Annotated in this window: 12 protein-coding genes and 1 pseudogene; 4 read left to right on the forward strand and 9 right to left on the reverse strand. The window is 60.9% G+C overall.

Annotated features, from left to right (window positions below; all coding sequences use genetic code 11):
- Window positions 1-141 precede the first annotated feature (141 nt).
- Window positions 142-669: a lactoylglutathione lyase gene (gloA, locus tag ACMGF7_RS18975; RefSeq protein ID WP_118891984.1), complete on the reverse strand. Its 528-nt coding sequence runs from the start codon at window positions 667-669 to the stop codon at window positions 142-144.
- Window positions 670-768: 99 nt separating this feature from the next.
- Here gloA and ACMGF7_RS18980 point away from each other — a divergent pair, with 99 nt between their 5' ends.
- On the forward strand, window positions 769-1,623 hold the full coding sequence (locus ACMGF7_RS18980; RefSeq protein WP_049239773.1) for a LysR family transcriptional regulator: 855 nt from the start codon (window positions 769-771) through the stop codon (window positions 1,621-1,623).
- 15 nt (window positions 1,624-1,638) lie between these two features.
- On the opposite strand, the pseudogene ACMGF7_RS18985 reads toward ACMGF7_RS18980, so the two are convergent.
- Window positions 1,639-3,944 (reverse strand): annotated as a pseudogene (locus ACMGF7_RS18985) (FdhF/YdeP family oxidoreductase).
- Window positions 3,945-4,226: 282 nt separating this feature from the next.
- On the opposite strand from ACMGF7_RS18985, the gene dacD reads away from it, so the two are divergent.
- Window positions 4,227-5,396, forward strand: coding sequence for a serine-type D-Ala-D-Ala carboxypeptidase DacD (gene dacD, locus ACMGF7_RS18990; protein WP_049239775.1), 1,170 nt, complete (start codon window positions 4,227-4,229; stop codon window positions 5,394-5,396).
- A gap of 65 nt (window positions 5,397-5,461) precedes the next feature.
- Window positions 5,462-6,367 (forward strand): LysR family transcriptional regulator, encoded by a 906-nt coding sequence (locus tag ACMGF7_RS18995; RefSeq protein WP_197799142.1) that lies wholly within the window; start codon window positions 5,462-5,464, stop codon window positions 6,365-6,367.
- A gap of 88 nt (window positions 6,368-6,455) precedes the next feature.
- Here ACMGF7_RS18995 and ACMGF7_RS19000 read toward each other — a convergent pair whose 3' ends face one another.
- Window positions 6,456-7,004, reverse strand: coding sequence for an inclusion body family protein (locus tag ACMGF7_RS19000; RefSeq protein ID WP_015378018.1), 549 nt, complete (start codon window positions 7,002-7,004; stop codon window positions 6,456-6,458).
- Window positions 7,005-7,465: 461 nt separating this feature from the next.
- On the reverse strand, window positions 7,466-8,650 hold the full coding sequence (locus ACMGF7_RS19005) for a CMD domain-containing protein (protein ID WP_049239777.1): 1,185 nt from the start codon (window positions 8,648-8,650) through the stop codon (window positions 7,466-7,468).
- Window positions 8,651-8,667: 17 nt separating this feature from the next.
- Here ACMGF7_RS19005 and ACMGF7_RS19010 point away from each other — a divergent pair, with 17 nt between their 5' ends.
- Complete coding sequence (locus ACMGF7_RS19010; RefSeq protein ID WP_049239778.1) at window positions 8,668-8,925, forward strand: hypothetical protein; 258 nt, start codon at window positions 8,668-8,670, stop codon at window positions 8,923-8,925.
- Between the two features lie 146 nt (window positions 8,926-9,071).
- Here ACMGF7_RS19010 and sapF read toward each other — a convergent pair whose 3' ends face one another.
- Genes sapF through sapA form a run of 5 tightly spaced genes read right to left on the reverse strand, consistent with a single transcriptional unit; the run spans window position 9,072 to window position 14,366 of the window.
- On the reverse strand, window positions 9,072-9,884 hold the full coding sequence (sapF, locus tag ACMGF7_RS19015; protein ID WP_004930589.1) for a putrescine export ABC transporter ATP-binding protein SapF: 813 nt from the start codon (window positions 9,882-9,884) through the stop codon (window positions 9,072-9,074).
- Window position 9,885: 1 nt separating this feature from the next.
- The gene (gene sapD / locus ACMGF7_RS19020; protein WP_016927551.1) at window positions 9,886-10,878 is read right to left on the reverse strand and encodes a putrescine export ABC transporter ATP-binding protein SapD; all 993 of its coding nucleotides are present in this window, start codon (window positions 10,876-10,878) and stop codon (window positions 9,886-9,888) included.
- Window positions 10,878-11,768 (reverse strand): putrescine export ABC transporter permease SapC, encoded by an 891-nt coding sequence (gene sapC, locus ACMGF7_RS19025; protein WP_004930580.1) that lies wholly within the window; start codon window positions 11,766-11,768, stop codon window positions 10,878-10,880. Before sapC ends, sapD begins: the two co-directional genes overlap by 1 nt.
- Complete coding sequence (gene sapB, locus ACMGF7_RS19030; protein ID WP_004930575.1) at window positions 11,755-12,720, reverse strand: putrescine export ABC transporter permease SapB; 966 nt, start codon at window positions 12,718-12,720, stop codon at window positions 11,755-11,757. Before sapB ends, sapC begins: the two co-directional genes overlap by 14 nt.
- Complete coding sequence (gene sapA / locus ACMGF7_RS19035) at window positions 12,717-14,366, reverse strand: ABC transporter substrate-binding protein SapA (RefSeq protein WP_049239779.1); 1,650 nt, start codon at window positions 14,364-14,366, stop codon at window positions 12,717-12,719. The genes sapB and sapA overlap by 4 nt, the downstream gene beginning before the upstream one ends.
- Between the last annotated feature and the right edge of the window lie 52 nt (window positions 14,367-14,418).

The raw sequence follows: 14,418 nt of genomic DNA on the forward strand, positions 1-14,418 counted from the left end.
AGTTTTACGCGAATCACCCGCTGCGAGCAAGCCTAACGTCACGGAACCCCGCGTTGCCGCGCGATTTTGCGCAAGAATGGTCAATCGAAGCGCTATCGACGAAAAACCCCGGCGCGAGGGCCGGGGTGAAGGAGGGGGCAATCAGTCCCGCAGCGGCGTCGGCTGCAGGATTTCAATCCAGTAATCGTCCGGATCGCGAATGAACGCCACGTAGTTCATGCGGCCTTCATGCAGGCGTTTCTGGAAGGTGACGCCCAGGCGCTCAAAACGCTCACAGGCGGCGCGCACGTCCGGCACCGTGACGCACAGGTGGCCAAAGCCGCGCGGCTCGCCGTTGCCGTTGTGGTAGTGGAAATCCGCCTGATTTTCGGTGCCGTGGTTATGGGTCAGTTCGAGAATGCCCGGTTGGCTCAGCGCCCAGCGTTTGCGTTCGTCGTCATCCTGCGGGATCTGCTCGCGCGGGCTGCGCGTCAGGTAGCAAATGGTGAAAGCGGCTTCTTCGAACGTTTCCAGATAGACAGGCGTAAAGCCCAGTACGCGGGTATAGAAATCCAGCGCCTTGGTCAGGTCCCTCACGCGGATCATGGTGTGGTTGAACACGTAACCATCGGTTACCGCGTCCGGTTGGGCCGCCACGCCGGGCAGCGTCAGTAGGTCATTCAGTGGCATCAGAGATCCTCCTCAGGGTGTCGGCAGACTGTAGATGAAATCGATGCTAATCTAAAGTGATTGTTTTTAACTAAAACACTAACTAAAAGTGAATGATAAATGAAGCTGAGTCAGCTGAAGTTTTTCTGTACCGTGGTGGAGCATAAAACCATCGCCGCCGCCGCCCGCGAGCTGCACTGCGTGCCTTCCAACGTCACGCTGCGGCTGCGCGAGCTGGAGGAGTCGCTGGGTGGCGAACTGTTTTTTCGCGACAAGAACCGGCTGTACGTCAATCCCAAAGGCCGGTTGTTCTACCAGCAGGCGCGCGACATCGTGGCGCAGGCTGAGCGCAGCAAGCAACTGTTCGCCGGCGAGTACCAGCACGGGCTGCTGAACCTCGGGGCGCTGGATTTCTCGCTGGTCAGCCATTTGCCGGCGCGCATCGCCCGGCTGCGCCGTTTACAACCCCATCTGCAGATCAACGTGCTCAGCCGCGATTCATTGGTGCTGGAGCGCATGCTGATCGACAGTACTCTCGATCTGGCGATCACCGACGGCCCGATTGAACATCCGTTGCTGGCCAGCCAAAAGGCGTTTGACGAGCGGCTGGTGCTGCTGATGCCGGCCGACGCCGGGCAACCCGACGCCGCTATCCTGGCGGCGCTGGAGTTTTACACCTTCAGCCGCGAATGCTCGTTCCGCCTGAAGGTCGATCACTGGCTGGCCTCGCGCGGGCTGAAGCCGCGCATGACGCTGGAAATGGAATCTTATGCCGCGATGGCGGCCTGCGTGCAAGCCGGTTGCGGCGTCGCCTGCGTGCCTGGCTCTTTGCTGCCGCAGATCTTGCCGGCGCCGGGGCTGAAGGTGGTGGAAATGGGCGAGGAGGGCGTGAGCGATCTCTACTTCGTCTGGCGCAGGCATCAGCTGTCTGACGAATTGCAGACCATCCTGGAGATATTGGCGCGCCCGGCGTGAACCGGGCGCGCGTTTTCAGGCAATACGCAGCGAGGGTTGCTGCTCGCTGCGGCGAATCACCACCGGGATTGACTTCGACGTCGGGGTGCCGGTGCCGTCGCCGAAGCTCGCCAGCGGCACCAGCGGGTTGGTTTCCGGATAGTAGGCCGCCAGGTTGCCACGCGGAATGTCGTAACTCACCAGCTTGAAGCCGTCCACCTTGCGCACCACGCCGTCGTTCCACAGGGTTTCTATCTCTACCCGTTCGCCATCCTGCAGGCCTAGCGCCGCCAGATCTTCCGGATGGATGAACAACACTTCGCGCTGCCCGTAAACGCCGCGGTAGCGGTCATCCAGGCCATAGATGGTGGTGTTGTACTGATCGTGCGAACGCAGGGTTTGCAGGGTAAACGGCGCTTGCTCGTCGCCCAGCTGCGGGAACAGGGTCGCCGGCAGCGCGGCGGCGCTGAATTCCGCCTTGCCGCTCGGCGTGGCGAAGCGCAGTTCGGCGGCGGCGTTGCCCAGGTAGAACCCGCCGGGCTGGTCGCAGCGCCGGTTGAAATCCTCGAAGCCGGGAATGGTGGCGGCGATATGATCGCGGATCAGCGAGTAGTCGTCGGCCAACTCCAGCCAGTCCAGCTGCTGCGTGCCCAGCACCGCGTCGGCAATGCCGCAAACGATCGCGGTTTCCGAACGTTGCGTATCCGCCAGCGGTTTGCCGATGCCTTCCGAAGCGTGAACCATGCTGAAAGAGTCTTCGACCGTGATGTACTGCGAGCCGCTGGCCTGCATATCCAGCTCGGTGCGGCCCAGCGTTGGCAGGATCAACGCGTCTTTGCCGGTCACCAGGTGGCTGCGGTTAAGTTTGGTGCTGATGTGTACCGTCAAATCGCAGTTGCGCAGGGCGCGGGCGGTGCGCTCGGTGTCCGGCGCTGCGGCGGCCAGATTGCCGCCCAGCGCGATCAGCACTTTCACTTCGCCGCGCAGCATCGCTTCGATCGCTTCCACCGTGTTGTGGCCCAGCGCGCGATTGGCGGTGAAGTTAAAGTGGCGTTCCAGGCTGTCGAGCAGCGCCTTCGGCGACTTCTCATCGATCCCCATGGTGCGGTTGCCCTGGACGTTGCTGTGGCCGCGTACCGGGCACAGACCGGCGCCCGGTTTGCCCAGTTGCCCGAACAGCAGCTGCAGGTTGGTGATTTCGCGCACCGTCGCGATAGAGTGTTTATGCTGCGTCACGCCCATCGCCCAGGTGCAGATCACCCGTTCGGCGCCCTGGTAGGTGGCCGCCGCCTGGCGCAATTGCGCTTCGCTCAGGCCCGATTGCGCGGTGATGGTCTGCCACTCGGTGGCGTCCACCTGCGCCAGATAAGCCTCTACGCCGACGCTGTGCCGTTCGATAAACGCCAGGTCAAACAGGGGGGCTCACCGGCGGCGAGGCGCTGACGGTGGGTTTCCAGCAGGGCTTTCACCATGCCGCGCACCGCCGCCATATCGCCACCCAGATTCGGCTGGTAATAGGAAGAGCTGATCGGCGAGGATTTTGGCGTCAGCATCTGCACCGGATCCTGCGGATCGGCGAACCTTTCCAGCCCACGTTCGCGCAGGGTGTTAAAGCTGACGATGCGCGCGCCGCGTCGGGCGGCGTTTTTCAGGCTGTGCAGCATGCGCGGGTGGTTGGTGCCGGGGTTTTGACCGAACACGAAGATGGCATCGGCCTTTTCGAAGTCATCGATGCGGATGGTGCCTTTGCCGACGCCGATGCTCTGCTTCAGCCCAACGCCGCTCGCCTCGTGGCACATATTGGAACAGTCGGGGAAGTTGCTGGTGCCGAGCATGCGGCCAAACAGCTGATAAAGGTACGACGCTTCGTTGCTGGCGCGGCCCGAGGTATACAGCTCGATCTGGTTCGGGTTGTCCATGCCGTTGATGTGTTTGGCGATCAGCGCCAGCGCGTCCGGCCAATGGATAGGCTCATAGTGGTCGGTTTCGGCGTTGTAGCGCATCGGATGGGTGAGGCGCCCCTGATACTCGAGGAAATAGTCGCTCTGCTGCTGCAGGGTGCTGACGCTGTGGGCGGCGAAGAACTCAGGCTCCACGGCGCTGCGCGTCGCTTCCCAACTGACCGCTTTGGCGCCGTTTTCGCAAAAGCTGAAGGTGCTGTGGTTGTCGTCGCCCCAGGCGCAACCGGGGCAGTCGAAGCCGCGCGCCTTGTTGACGCGCATCAGGTTGCGCATGTTTTTTAGCGTTTGTTTACTGTCGAGGACAAAGCGGGTGGTGGCTTCAAGCGAACCCCAGCCGCCCGCCGGGCCGGTATAAGGCTTGATTGACGGTTTGAATTTCATGGTGACACTTCGCAGGTGGTTGTAGCTAAAAAGTAAACGCTTTTTTATGCGTTTTGCGTATTTATGTCACAAGTTTAGGAGCGCGGCAGGCGGGCGTCTAATCGAATGGGGCAATGGCGGCATAGAGCATATCTATCGCAGATGTTTGTTGACCTAAACAAATGGTTGCATAAAGACACCCGCTGCAAAAGAGTAATGGTTTCGTCTGAAAGTGAATTCATGCAGTCTATCTCACGGATTATATTGGCATTTTATTTAGCCTGCGGGCCTGAGGAACACAGCGTGAAGCGTTCAGTATCAGTAGTGATCGGCGGTATCTTACTGCCTTTGGCGGCGCAGGCGGCGGAAACGGTGTCCCATTTTCCCGCCATGACTCCGCCGGCGATAGACGCCGCCTCTTACGTGTTGATGGATTACACCACTGGCCAGGTGTTGGCCGCCGGCAATGCCGACGAGCGGCGCAATCCGGCCAGCCTGACCAAACTGATGACCGGGTTGGTGATCGACCATGCGCTCGACCAGCATAAGATTGGCCTCGACGATGTCGTCACCGTGGGGAAAGACGCCTGGGCGCAGGGCAACCCGGTGTTCAAAGGATCCTCGCTGATGTTTCTGAAACCCGGTGACAGGGTCACGGTGCGCGATCTCAGCCGCGGCATCATCATTGATTCCGGCAACGACGCGTGCGTGGCGATGGCGGACTATGTCGCCGGCAGTCAGGCCAACTTCGTCAAGCTGATGAATGAGAAGAGCGCCCAGTTGGGATTGCAGAACACCCATTTTGAGACGGTGCACGGGCTGGATGCGCCAGGGCAGTTCACCACCGCCGGCGATCTGGCGGTGATCGCGCGCGCCATCATCATGAGCGAGCCGGCGGAATACCACATGTACAGCGAGAAATCGCTGACGTGGAACGGCATCACGCAGCAGAACCGCAACGGCCTGCTGTGGGATAAGACTCTGCACGTCGACGGCCTGAAAACCGGGCACACCGCCTCGGCCGGCTTCAACATCATCGCCTCCGCCACCGAAGGAGATCGCCGCCTGATCGCCGTGGTGATGGGCGGCAAAAGTTCCAAAGGCCGCGAGGAACAGGCGCGTAAGCTGTTGACGTGGGGGCTGCGCGACTTTACCACCGTACACCTGTTCAGCGCCGGCCAGAGCCTGGGGGAAGAGCCGGTCTGGTACGGCGAAAGCCACCGCTTGCCGGTCGGCAGCGCGCAGGACCAGACGCTCAGCCTGCCGAAAAGCGAGGCGGACAAGCTGAAGGCGCAGTACGTGATCAATGCCGCGCGGCTGGAAGCGCCGGTCAACAAAGGACAAACCGTTGGCGAGATCCGCATCAGCGATAATGGCCAGGTGGTGAAAACCCTGCCGCTGGTGGCGCTGCAGGCGGTGCCGCAGGGCGGCGTGTTCTCACGCCTGATGGATTACATGAAGCTGAAGCTCTGACTCACCGGGCGAGCGACGACGCCCGGTGGTATACTGAGCGCGAATGCCGATCATTGAGCCGCGCTATGGATATTAAACAACTGATTTATTTGTGTAATTTAGAACGGGAACGCCACTTCGGCCGGGCGGCGGAGGCCAGCTTCGTCAGCCAGCCGACGCTGTCCATGCGATTGAAAAACCTGGAAAAAGAGCTGGGCGTTTCGCTGATTAACCGCGGCAACCATTTCGGCGGTTTTACCGCCGAAGGCGAGCGGGTGCTGGCGTGGGCGCGTGAGATCGTCTCGGTTTACCAAGGGCTGAAGCTGGAGGTGGAGTCGCTCAAGCACGGTTTGCACGGTACGTTGCGCCTTGGCGTGGTGCCGCAGTGCAGCATCTCGGTGGCGGAAATGCTCAAGGCGGTCAGCGAGCGTTATCCCCATCTTGATTACCGGCTGGCGGTGCTGAGCGCCGATCAATTGCTGGAGGCGTTGACGGCGCATACCGTCGACATCGGCATCGGCTTTTTCGAGCTGTCGACGCTGAAGGAACTGCATTTTCAATCACAACCGCTGGTGGAAACCGGCGTAGAGCTGGTATTTCATCCGCAACACTTCCCTAAGCTGGTGGGCGACACGCCGTTGCCGCTGGAGGCGGTGGCCGCCTTGCCGCTGTGCCTGGCCGAGCCGACGCGGTATTTCCGCCGCTATCTCGATCAGCATTTCCGCGACGCCGGGTTGACGCTGCACACGCGGCTGGAGACTGCCTCGATCTTCCAACTGCTCGAGGGCATTTTCGTCGGCTTGGGCTGCGGACTGTTTCCGCGCGGCCAGCTGCAATCGCCGCTGATGCCGGCGTTGCAGCGCCGTCCGGTCGCCATCGGCGCCATGCCGCGTCATGCGGCGGTGGTGGTCGATATGTCGGAGCGCGCCACGCCGTTGGCGCAGAAGTTTTTCGATGCCGCCAGCGAGTGGTTGCGGCGGCAAAAAGAATAGAGACGTTTATGTTTATCCTATGTTCCCGCCATGATTATGGCCCTACGGGGCCATAATCATGTTTTCTCTAACGGCCGATGAAATCATGTTAATTACTGATGGTAATGGTCGGATCCCAATAGAAATAACCCAGTAATTTCTGATCGCCGCCGTTTGGCCGATAATAAAGGCCAAATTGGATGCAATAGTTTTCCGTGCCGGTATTGGTAATGTCCGCCTGTATAAACCAATAGGTTTGGTTGGTGAAGCTGACGGGGAATACGGTATTTTGCGCCGGCATCATCGAGCTGCGGGTATACATTTTGAAGGTCGGGTTGGAGAAAACCTGGGTGCCGCTGCCGAACTGCGGCAGCCCGTAGATCAGCACGCTGGCGTCGAAATTGGCGGATTCCGAGGTGCCGGTCCAGCGAATGACATCGCCGACATTGGCCTTAAAGTTCAGGTCCGCCGTGCCGGAGCCGCCGATCACCTGTTCGGAGGTGACGACCATATAGGCGTATTGATGGCCAATGCCCGTCGGGTTGCCGGCGTCCTGGCTGGGGTTGTTATTCTCGAATGCTTCTATCAGGGCATCGGTATCGATGACGACAATCACGTTAACGATACTGTTGCTGGATTTAAGTTCTTGTTCAGACATAGGGTTACCTCACAATATTTTTTTGCTGTGATAGAAAATTAAAATAATGGGAATAACGGCGAGCGTTTATCTTTGTTGAATATTTAAAAGGGGTCATCACAACGCCGCTATCGGCTTAATCATAGAAACTAAATAGCAAGACGACCACTGCTGAAAGGTTAGGGGTGTTAATGAGTCCATCTATTAATTAGCAGGGTTAAAACCTTGTTTTACTGCTTATGCGATGAGGACGGTTACAGAATTGAGCGATGGCGCAATCTGCCTATTACTTTGTTTGCAGACATAATTTTGACGAACCCTGTTTTTCGCCGATGGTAGAACAAAACGAATCATAATCCTGATAAATGAAGTGTGTTTGGATTTTTGCTTTATCAATTTATATTTTGGTGAAGTTTTTCGCCGAAACAGAGAAGGGTGAGTTAACGGCGAAGGACGCTAGCCGTCAACTCAGTGATGACAGATCACGGCGCCGGTTGTGCCGGTTCCGCATCGCCCAGCGTTTGGCGCAGGCGATTTTCCCAGGCGTAGAGCGCGGCGGTGAGGATCACCTCCAGCGCCTGCGCCTGATTCAGGCCGCTGTTGAACAACGGCTGCACGCTCTGCGGGGTAAATTTCTCCGGTGCGCGCGTCAGTTCGGCGGCGGTGTGGATCACCGCGCGTTTGACGGCATCCTCGGTAAATGCCAGCCCCTGAGGCAGCCCGGCGAACAGCGCCTGGGCCAGTCCGTCGTCCTGGAGTTCTTGTGTCACCGTGGATGCGCAATAGTGGCTGCCGTTGATGCGCGAGACCGCCAGCGTCGCCAGCGCCTTCAGGCGGCTCGATAACCCATATCCTTCGGCATTGATGCCGTTGAACACCCCGTTACGCTCGCGCAGTGCGGCGGCATTGTGCGCCAACAGCAGATAATAAGATTCGGCGCGCGCCTGCGGGTGACTCTGATCCAGCACGTCAAGCTGTTCGGCGGCGGCGGCTTCGGTGTCGATTGGCGGCAGACGCGCGGTCCAGCTTAACTCTTCGGCACTGAACGCGACGCCATCGGCGTCTTCGACGTTAGGGAAGCCGGGCACCACCACCGCCGGCCGGCCGGCCAACGCCGCGACGCCCGCGACCACGCGCGCCTGATAGCTGACAAAACCGATGATTTGCGAAAAGGTGACGATATCCGCCGGGCTCAGCCCGACGTCGGCGAGCTGTTGCAGCGCCTTGCGGCAAATCAGCGTGGGTTGGCTGGCAAGCTGGCGGGCATATTGGGTGATCTGAGCGAGGCGGATATTGCTTTCCCGGGAGGCGTCCGGGCTGTGCAGCGGGGCGAGGCGAGCGGCGTAGTGGCTACAAAGCGATTGCACACCCGTCACCTGAGCGACGGTCAACGCGGTGCTGAGGCGATCGTAGGGTGACAATGTCACGTATCGTGACAGCGGCACCTGGTCGGGAAACAGCGCGTGGTAACCGGCCAACGAGGCGCTGAACACGCCGGCGCGAGCGCTGAGCGCACTGTTTAAGGCTTCATCGGCGAAGGCGCCCAGCCCCAGCAGAAAACGGTCACGCAGGGTAGCCGCCTGAGGCTCCAGCGGCGCATCGCCCCGCACGCTGCTTTGGGTTTCGTGATACCACTGGGCATTATGTTGTCGACGGAGTCGTTCCATAGGGTCAATCCTTAATCATGATCAACAGCCAACGCTGCGTACGGCAGCGGCGGCTGGACAAAGAGGCAACATGCCCGCAGGCGGGGCGAAAGGCGGATTTAGCGCAGCTCATCGCAGCACAGCGCGTGGCCGTAAACAGAAAAACCGGCGGCCAAGGTGAGCAGAAACTGCGTAAGGCGGCGATGGCGAAGGCTGTTCATCAGTGCGATATCCTGTCGTATGAGAAGTGCAACGTAGGGGATATCCTCACCGATCGCCCTGGCGAGATAAAATAATGTTACGGACTAATCAATAACTGAAAGGAATAAAATATAAGGATATATAACAAGAATGTAATTTGCATGTGCGCTTTCTCGCTAAGCGGCAGGCGCGCAAGGTGATAAAAAACCCGCCGCAGCGGGTTTGTAGGTGAAGGCGTGACTCAGAAGCGGCCGCCGTCGCGCCGCCAGGCATCGGCGGTCAGCGCCTCGCCGAAGTGGCTGGCGATAAGGCGCTTGGTCAATTCGTGCAGCGGCGCCGCCAACACCTCCGCGGTGCTGCCGCGTTCGACGATTTCCCCTTCGTGCATCACCAGCACCTGGTCGCTGATATGCTTCATCATGCCGAGGTGCTGGGTGACGTAGATATAGGAAATACCGTGTTTTTCCTGCAGCTCCAGCATCAGGTTGATGATTTGCGAGCGCATCGACATGTCCAGCGAGGCCAGCGCCTCATCGGCGACGATCACCTTCGGTTGCAGGATCAGCGCGCGCGCCAGCGCGACGCGCTGTTTTTGCCCGGAGGCCAGCATGTGCGGATAGTAGTAGGCGTGATCCGGCAGCATGCCGACCTGGCGCAGCGTCTGGTTGATACGCTGCTCGCGCTCGGCAGGCTCAAGATCGGTGTTCAGCCGCAGCGGCGCGTCCAGCAGCTGGCCGATGCGCTGGCGCGGGTTGAGCGAGGTGCTCGGATCCTGAAAAATCATGCGAATGCGCTGGCTGCGGTAGCGATAGTCGCCGAATTCCAGCGGATGATCGTCGATCAACAGTTCGCCGGCGGTCGGCTCCACCATGCCGGAGAGCATCTTCGCCAGCGTGGATTTGCCGGAGCCGTTCTCGCCGATTACCGCCAGCGTCTGGCCTTCGCGCAGGGTAAAGCTGACCGATTTCACCGCCTCAACGTGCTGGCGGCGGAACAGCCCGGTGCGGTAGCGGTAGGTTTTGCTCAGGTTGCGCACTTCCAACAGCGTTTCCATGTTATTGCTCCTCCATGTTCAGCGGGAAGTGGCAGGCGAAGAAGTGGTTTTTGACCGGGCGCAGGCGCGGCGTTTCGATGCACTTCTTCTGCGCGTAAGGGCAGCGCGGCCCCAGGCGGCAGCCGATCGGCAGGTGCTCCAGCGAAGGAATGGCGCCCGGCAGCGTATTCAACCGGCTTTTGTGCGGCAGCGAGCGGCCGAAGTCCGGCATGGCGCGGATCAGCGCCTGGGTGTAAGGGTGGTGCGGCGCCGCCAGCAACTCTTCGCACTGGGCGCTCTCCACCGTTTGCCCGCAGTACAGCACGTTCACCCGATCGGCCCACTTGCTCATCATCTGCAGGTCGTGGCTGATCAGCAGAATGGTGGTGTTGTTGTTCTGGTTGAGGCGCGCCAACAGGCGGAAAATCTGCGCCTGCGTGGTCGGTTCCATGGCGTTGGTCGGCTCATCGGCGATCAGCAGGCGCGGTTGGTTGGCCAGCGCGATGGCGATCATCACTTTCTGGCACTCGCCTTCCGTCAGCTCGTACGGGAAGCTGCCCATGATGTCGTCATGATCCTTGATGCCGACGCGGTGCAGCAACTCGATGGCGCGGCGTTTGCGCCAGTTGAAGCGCTGCCACCAGTGGCCCTTGTAGGTCCAGCCCGGGATGGCCTGCGCCAGCTGGCGGCCGATGCTCTCGGAAGGGTCGAGACAGGACTGCGGCTCCTGGAAGATCATTGAGACGTTGTGGCCCACTAGCTTGCGCCGCTCGCGCGGGCTCAGCTGCAGCAGATCGATGTCGTCGAAGCGGAAACGATCGGCGGTGACGCGCCAGTTGTCTTTGGTCACGCCGCAGATGGCTTTGGCGATCAGACTCTTGCCGGAGCCCGATTCGCCCACCAGGCCGCGCACCTCACCCTCGGTCAGCGTCATGCTGACGCGATCGACCGCCTTGACCGGCCCTTCGGCGGTCATAAATTCAATCGTCAGATTGCGGATATCAAGTAACGGCATTATTCCACCCCGGCATTGATTGCGCGGCGCATACCGTCGCCCAACAGGTTAACCAGCAGCACGCTGACGAGGATGGCCGCGCCGGGCAGCATCACCGTCCAGGGCGCGACGTACACCAGCTCAAGCGAATCGCCGAGCATCGCTCCCCATTCAGGAGAAGGCAACTGCGCGCCGAGATCGAGGAAGCCGAGCGCGGCGATATCCAAAATAGCCATCGACAGCGCGCGGGTGAATTCGGTCACCAGCACCGCCGCGATGTTCGGCATGACCGCATACCACAGGATCTGCAGCGTGGAAGCGCCGTCAAGCCGCGCCGCCACCACGTACTCTTTCTCCAGCTCATCGTGCACCGCGCTGTAGATGGTGCGCACCATGCGCGGCAGCAGAGCCAGCCACACCGCCAGCATGGCGTGTTCCAGTTTGGGGCCGATAAACGCCACCACCACGATCGCCAGCAGCAGCGACGGAATCGACAGCAGGGTATCGAGAATGTGGTTAAGCACCGCCGAGCGCAGCCCGTGGGTGACGCCGGCGAACACGCCGAGGATCACCCCGCAGAATGCCGCGGCCAGCGTCACCGCCAGCGCGGAACCGAAGGTGGCGGCGGTGCCGGTCAACAGGCGGCTGAGGATGTCGCGCCCGAGATCGTCGGTGCCGAGAAAGAACGACACGTTGCCGTAGCGCGACCAGGACGGCGGCAGCAGTTGATAGCCGAGGAACTGCTGATCCAGCGCATAGGGCGCCAGCAGGCTGCCGAACAGCGACAGCAGCAGCAGGGCGATCACGCCGTAAAAACCGATCATCGCCAGCGCATCGCCGTAGAAAATCCGCCAGGTGTAGCGTAGCGGGCTCGGCATCTTTTTCTCGCGGTATACGTTATCGAAGGGCATACCATTCCTTATGTTTCAGCGGGTTGGTTGCCGCACCCAGAATGTCGGCCAGAACGTTAATGGTGATCACCAGCGTGCCGACCACCATCACGCCGGCGGAGATCGCCGCATAGTCCTGCTGGCGAATGGCGTTGATCAGCCACCGGCCGAGGCCCGGCCAGCTGAATACCACTTCGGTGATCATCGCCAGCGTAAGCATGGTGGAGAACTGCAGCCCCAGTTTGGGCACGATCGGCGGCAGCGCGTTGTGCAACACGTGGCGACGAATGATGGTAAAGCGCGACAGGCCGCGGGTGGCGGCGGCCTTGATGTAGTTTTGGCTCAGCACGTCGTCGGTGCTGATGCGCATCAGCCGCACCACTTCGGTGGTGGGCGCCACCGCCAGCGCGGCGATCGGCAGGATCATGTGGCGCAGCGCGCTGCCGATCATCTCGGCGCGGTACGGCGAGTCCGACAGCCAGGCGTCGATCAGCGCGAAACCGGTGATGGGTTTCACCTGATACAGCAGATCGAAACGGCCGGAAACCGGCAGCCAGCCCAGATGCAACGAGAAGAACAGCATCAGCAGCAGCGCCAGCCAGAACACCGGCATCGAAAAGCCCAGCAGCGCGAAGGTGCTGATGGCGGTGTCCTGCCACTTGCCGCGCAGCACGCCGGCGATGATGCCCAGCGGAATGCCGATGAACAGCGCCAGGGCGAAGGCCAGCAGGCACAGTTCCATGGTGGCCGGGAACACTTCGCGCAGCTGTTCGCTGATCGCCTGGCCGTTGATGCTGGAGACGCCGAAGTCCCAGTGCAGCAGGCTGACGAAGTAGAACTGATAGGCGTCCAGCAGGGCGGCGCCGTTCAGCGGCGCGCGCGGCGTGAAATAGCTCAGGCTGAAGCTGACCAGCGTCAGGAAGAACAGCGTGATCAGCAGCAGCAGAATGCGGCGCAGGGTAAAGATAATCACTTTTTCACCTCCGGCGCGGATTCACGGTACACCCCGGCGAACGAGGCGTTGCCGAACGGGCTCAGCACCAATCCCTTGATGTCGTAACGATAGGCCTGCAGGCGCAGGGAAGACGCCAGCGGCAGCACCGGCAGTTGCTGCTCGAGGATTTTCTGCGCCTTGCGGTAGTTGTCGATGCGCTGAGACAGCTGCTGCGACAGCAGCGCGTTCTGCAGCACTTCGTCAAAGCCCGGATCACACCAGTGAGCATAGTTGGTTTGCGAACGGATTGCCGCGCAGCTCAGCAGCGGCCGGAAGAAGCTGTCCGGATCGTTGCTGTCGGTGGCCCAGCCGGTCAGGGTCAGATCGTGGTTCATCTCCATCAGGCGCGCTTCCTGGAAACGGCCCTCCACCGGCACGATGGTGACGTTGATGCCCACCTGGCCGAGATCGGCCTGGATCAGTTCGGCGGTTTTCAGCGGGCTCGGGTTGTAAGACTGCGAGGCGGTCGGCACCCACAGCTTCAGGTTCAGCTGGCTGACGCCGGCCTGCCGCAGCATCTCGCGAGATTTGGCCGGATCGTACTCGGTGACGTGCGCGTCGTTGTCGTAGGCCCAGGAGGCGCGCGGCAGGATCGAGGCGGCGGTTTCCGCCGTGCCGTAATAGATCGACTGCATCAACCGCTGGTTGTTGATCGCCAGCGAGATCGCCTGGCGCACGTTGAGGTTGTCGAGCGGCGGTTTGCGGGTGTTGAACGCCAGATAGGCGATGTTCATCCCCGGGCGCAGCGTCAGGCGCAGGCGCGGATCGTCGCGCAGAATCGACAGCTGGCTGGCCGCCGGATAGGCCAGTACGTCGCACTCGCCGGTCAGCAGCTTGGAGAGGCGGCCCGTGCCGCCGGCGCCCAGATCGATCACCACCTGCGGCATGCGCGGCAGGCCCTTCCAGTAGGCGGCGTTGCGCGCCAGGCGAATATATTGCCCCGAGCGGTATTCGTTGAGCAGGAACGGGCCGCTGCCGACCGGCTCGCGATCGATCAGCTCCTGATGGCCTTCGCGCGTCAGCGCGTCGGCGTATTCGGCGGACAATACCGGCGCATAATGAGTCGCCAAGTGCCACAGGAACGAGGCGTCGGGCGACTGCAGGCGAATTTCCACCGTGTAGTCGTCGAGCTTTCTCACGCTCTGCACCGAATCGCCGAACTGCAGGCTGTCGAAATAGGGGTATTCGCCGCCGTTCACGTCGTGATACGGGTGTTTTTGATCGAATACGCGGGCAAAGCTGAACACCACGTCGTCGGCGTTCATCTTGCGGGTGGGCGTGAACCAAGCGGTGGTCTGGAACGGCACGTCCTTGCGCAAATGGAAGCGGTAGGTGGCGCCGTTATCCAGCACTTCCCAGCTTTGCGCTAGCTCGGGGATCAGGCGATAGGTGTAGGGATCGACGTCCAGCAGGCGATCGTACAGCTGGGCGGCCAGGGTATCCACCGTCAGGCCGCTGCTGGCCATTTGCGGGTTGAAGGTATTCAGTATGCCGCTGACGCAATAAACAAAGCCGCTTTGGCGAATGTCCGGCAGCGGCGCCGCGGCGGGCGCGGGCGGTGTTGTCGCGGCCAGGGCAGAGCCCGTCAGGCACAACGACAGTATCCAAAAGGGTAAACCACGCATAGAGGCTCATGGGTTAATCAGCAATAGCGTTAGTGTATCGCACTCTGACCAG

It is taken from the genome of Serratia sp. BNK-17, from assembly GCF_048684935.1.
Lineage (GTDB): Bacteria > Pseudomonadota > Gammaproteobacteria > Enterobacterales > Enterobacteriaceae > Serratia > Serratia nematodiphila.

Bases quoted from the DNA above. Each gene is read 5' to 3' on its own strand.
- ACMGF7_RS18995 (WP_197799142.1), top strand. From the start codon at position 5,462: ATGGATATTAAACAACTGATTTATTTGTGTAATTTAGAACGGGAACGC.
- sapC (WP_004930580.1), bottom strand. From the start codon at position 11,768: ATGCCCTTCGATAACGTATACCGCGAGAAAAAGATGCCGAGCCCGCTA.
- ACMGF7_RS19000 (WP_015378018.1), bottom strand. From the start codon at position 7,004: ATGTCTGAACAAGAACTTAAATCCAGCAACAGTATCGTTAACGTGATT.
- sapA (WP_049239779.1), bottom strand. From the start codon at position 14,366: ATGCGTGGTTTACCCTTTTGGATACTGTCGTTGTGCCTGACGGGCTCT.
- ACMGF7_RS19005 (WP_049239777.1), bottom strand. From the start codon at position 8,650: ATGGAACGACTCCGTCGACAACATAATGCCCAGTGGTATCACGAAACC.
- sapD (WP_016927551.1), bottom strand. From the start codon at position 10,878: ATGCCGTTACTTGATATCCGCAATCTGACGATTGAATTTATGACCGCC.
- sapF (WP_004930589.1), bottom strand. From the start codon at position 9,884: ATGGAAACGCTGTTGGAAGTGCGCAACCTGAGCAAAACCTACCGCTAC.
- ACMGF7_RS18980 (WP_049239773.1), top strand. From the start codon at position 769: ATGAAGCTGAGTCAGCTGAAGTTTTTCTGTACCGTGGTGGAGCATAAA.
- ACMGF7_RS19010 (WP_049239778.1), top strand. From the start codon at position 8,668: ATGATCAACAGCCAACGCTGCGTACGGCAGCGGCGGCTGGACAAAGAG.
- gloA (WP_118891984.1), bottom strand. From the start codon at position 669: ATGCCACTGAATGACCTACTGACGCTGCCCGGCGTGGCGGCCCAACCG.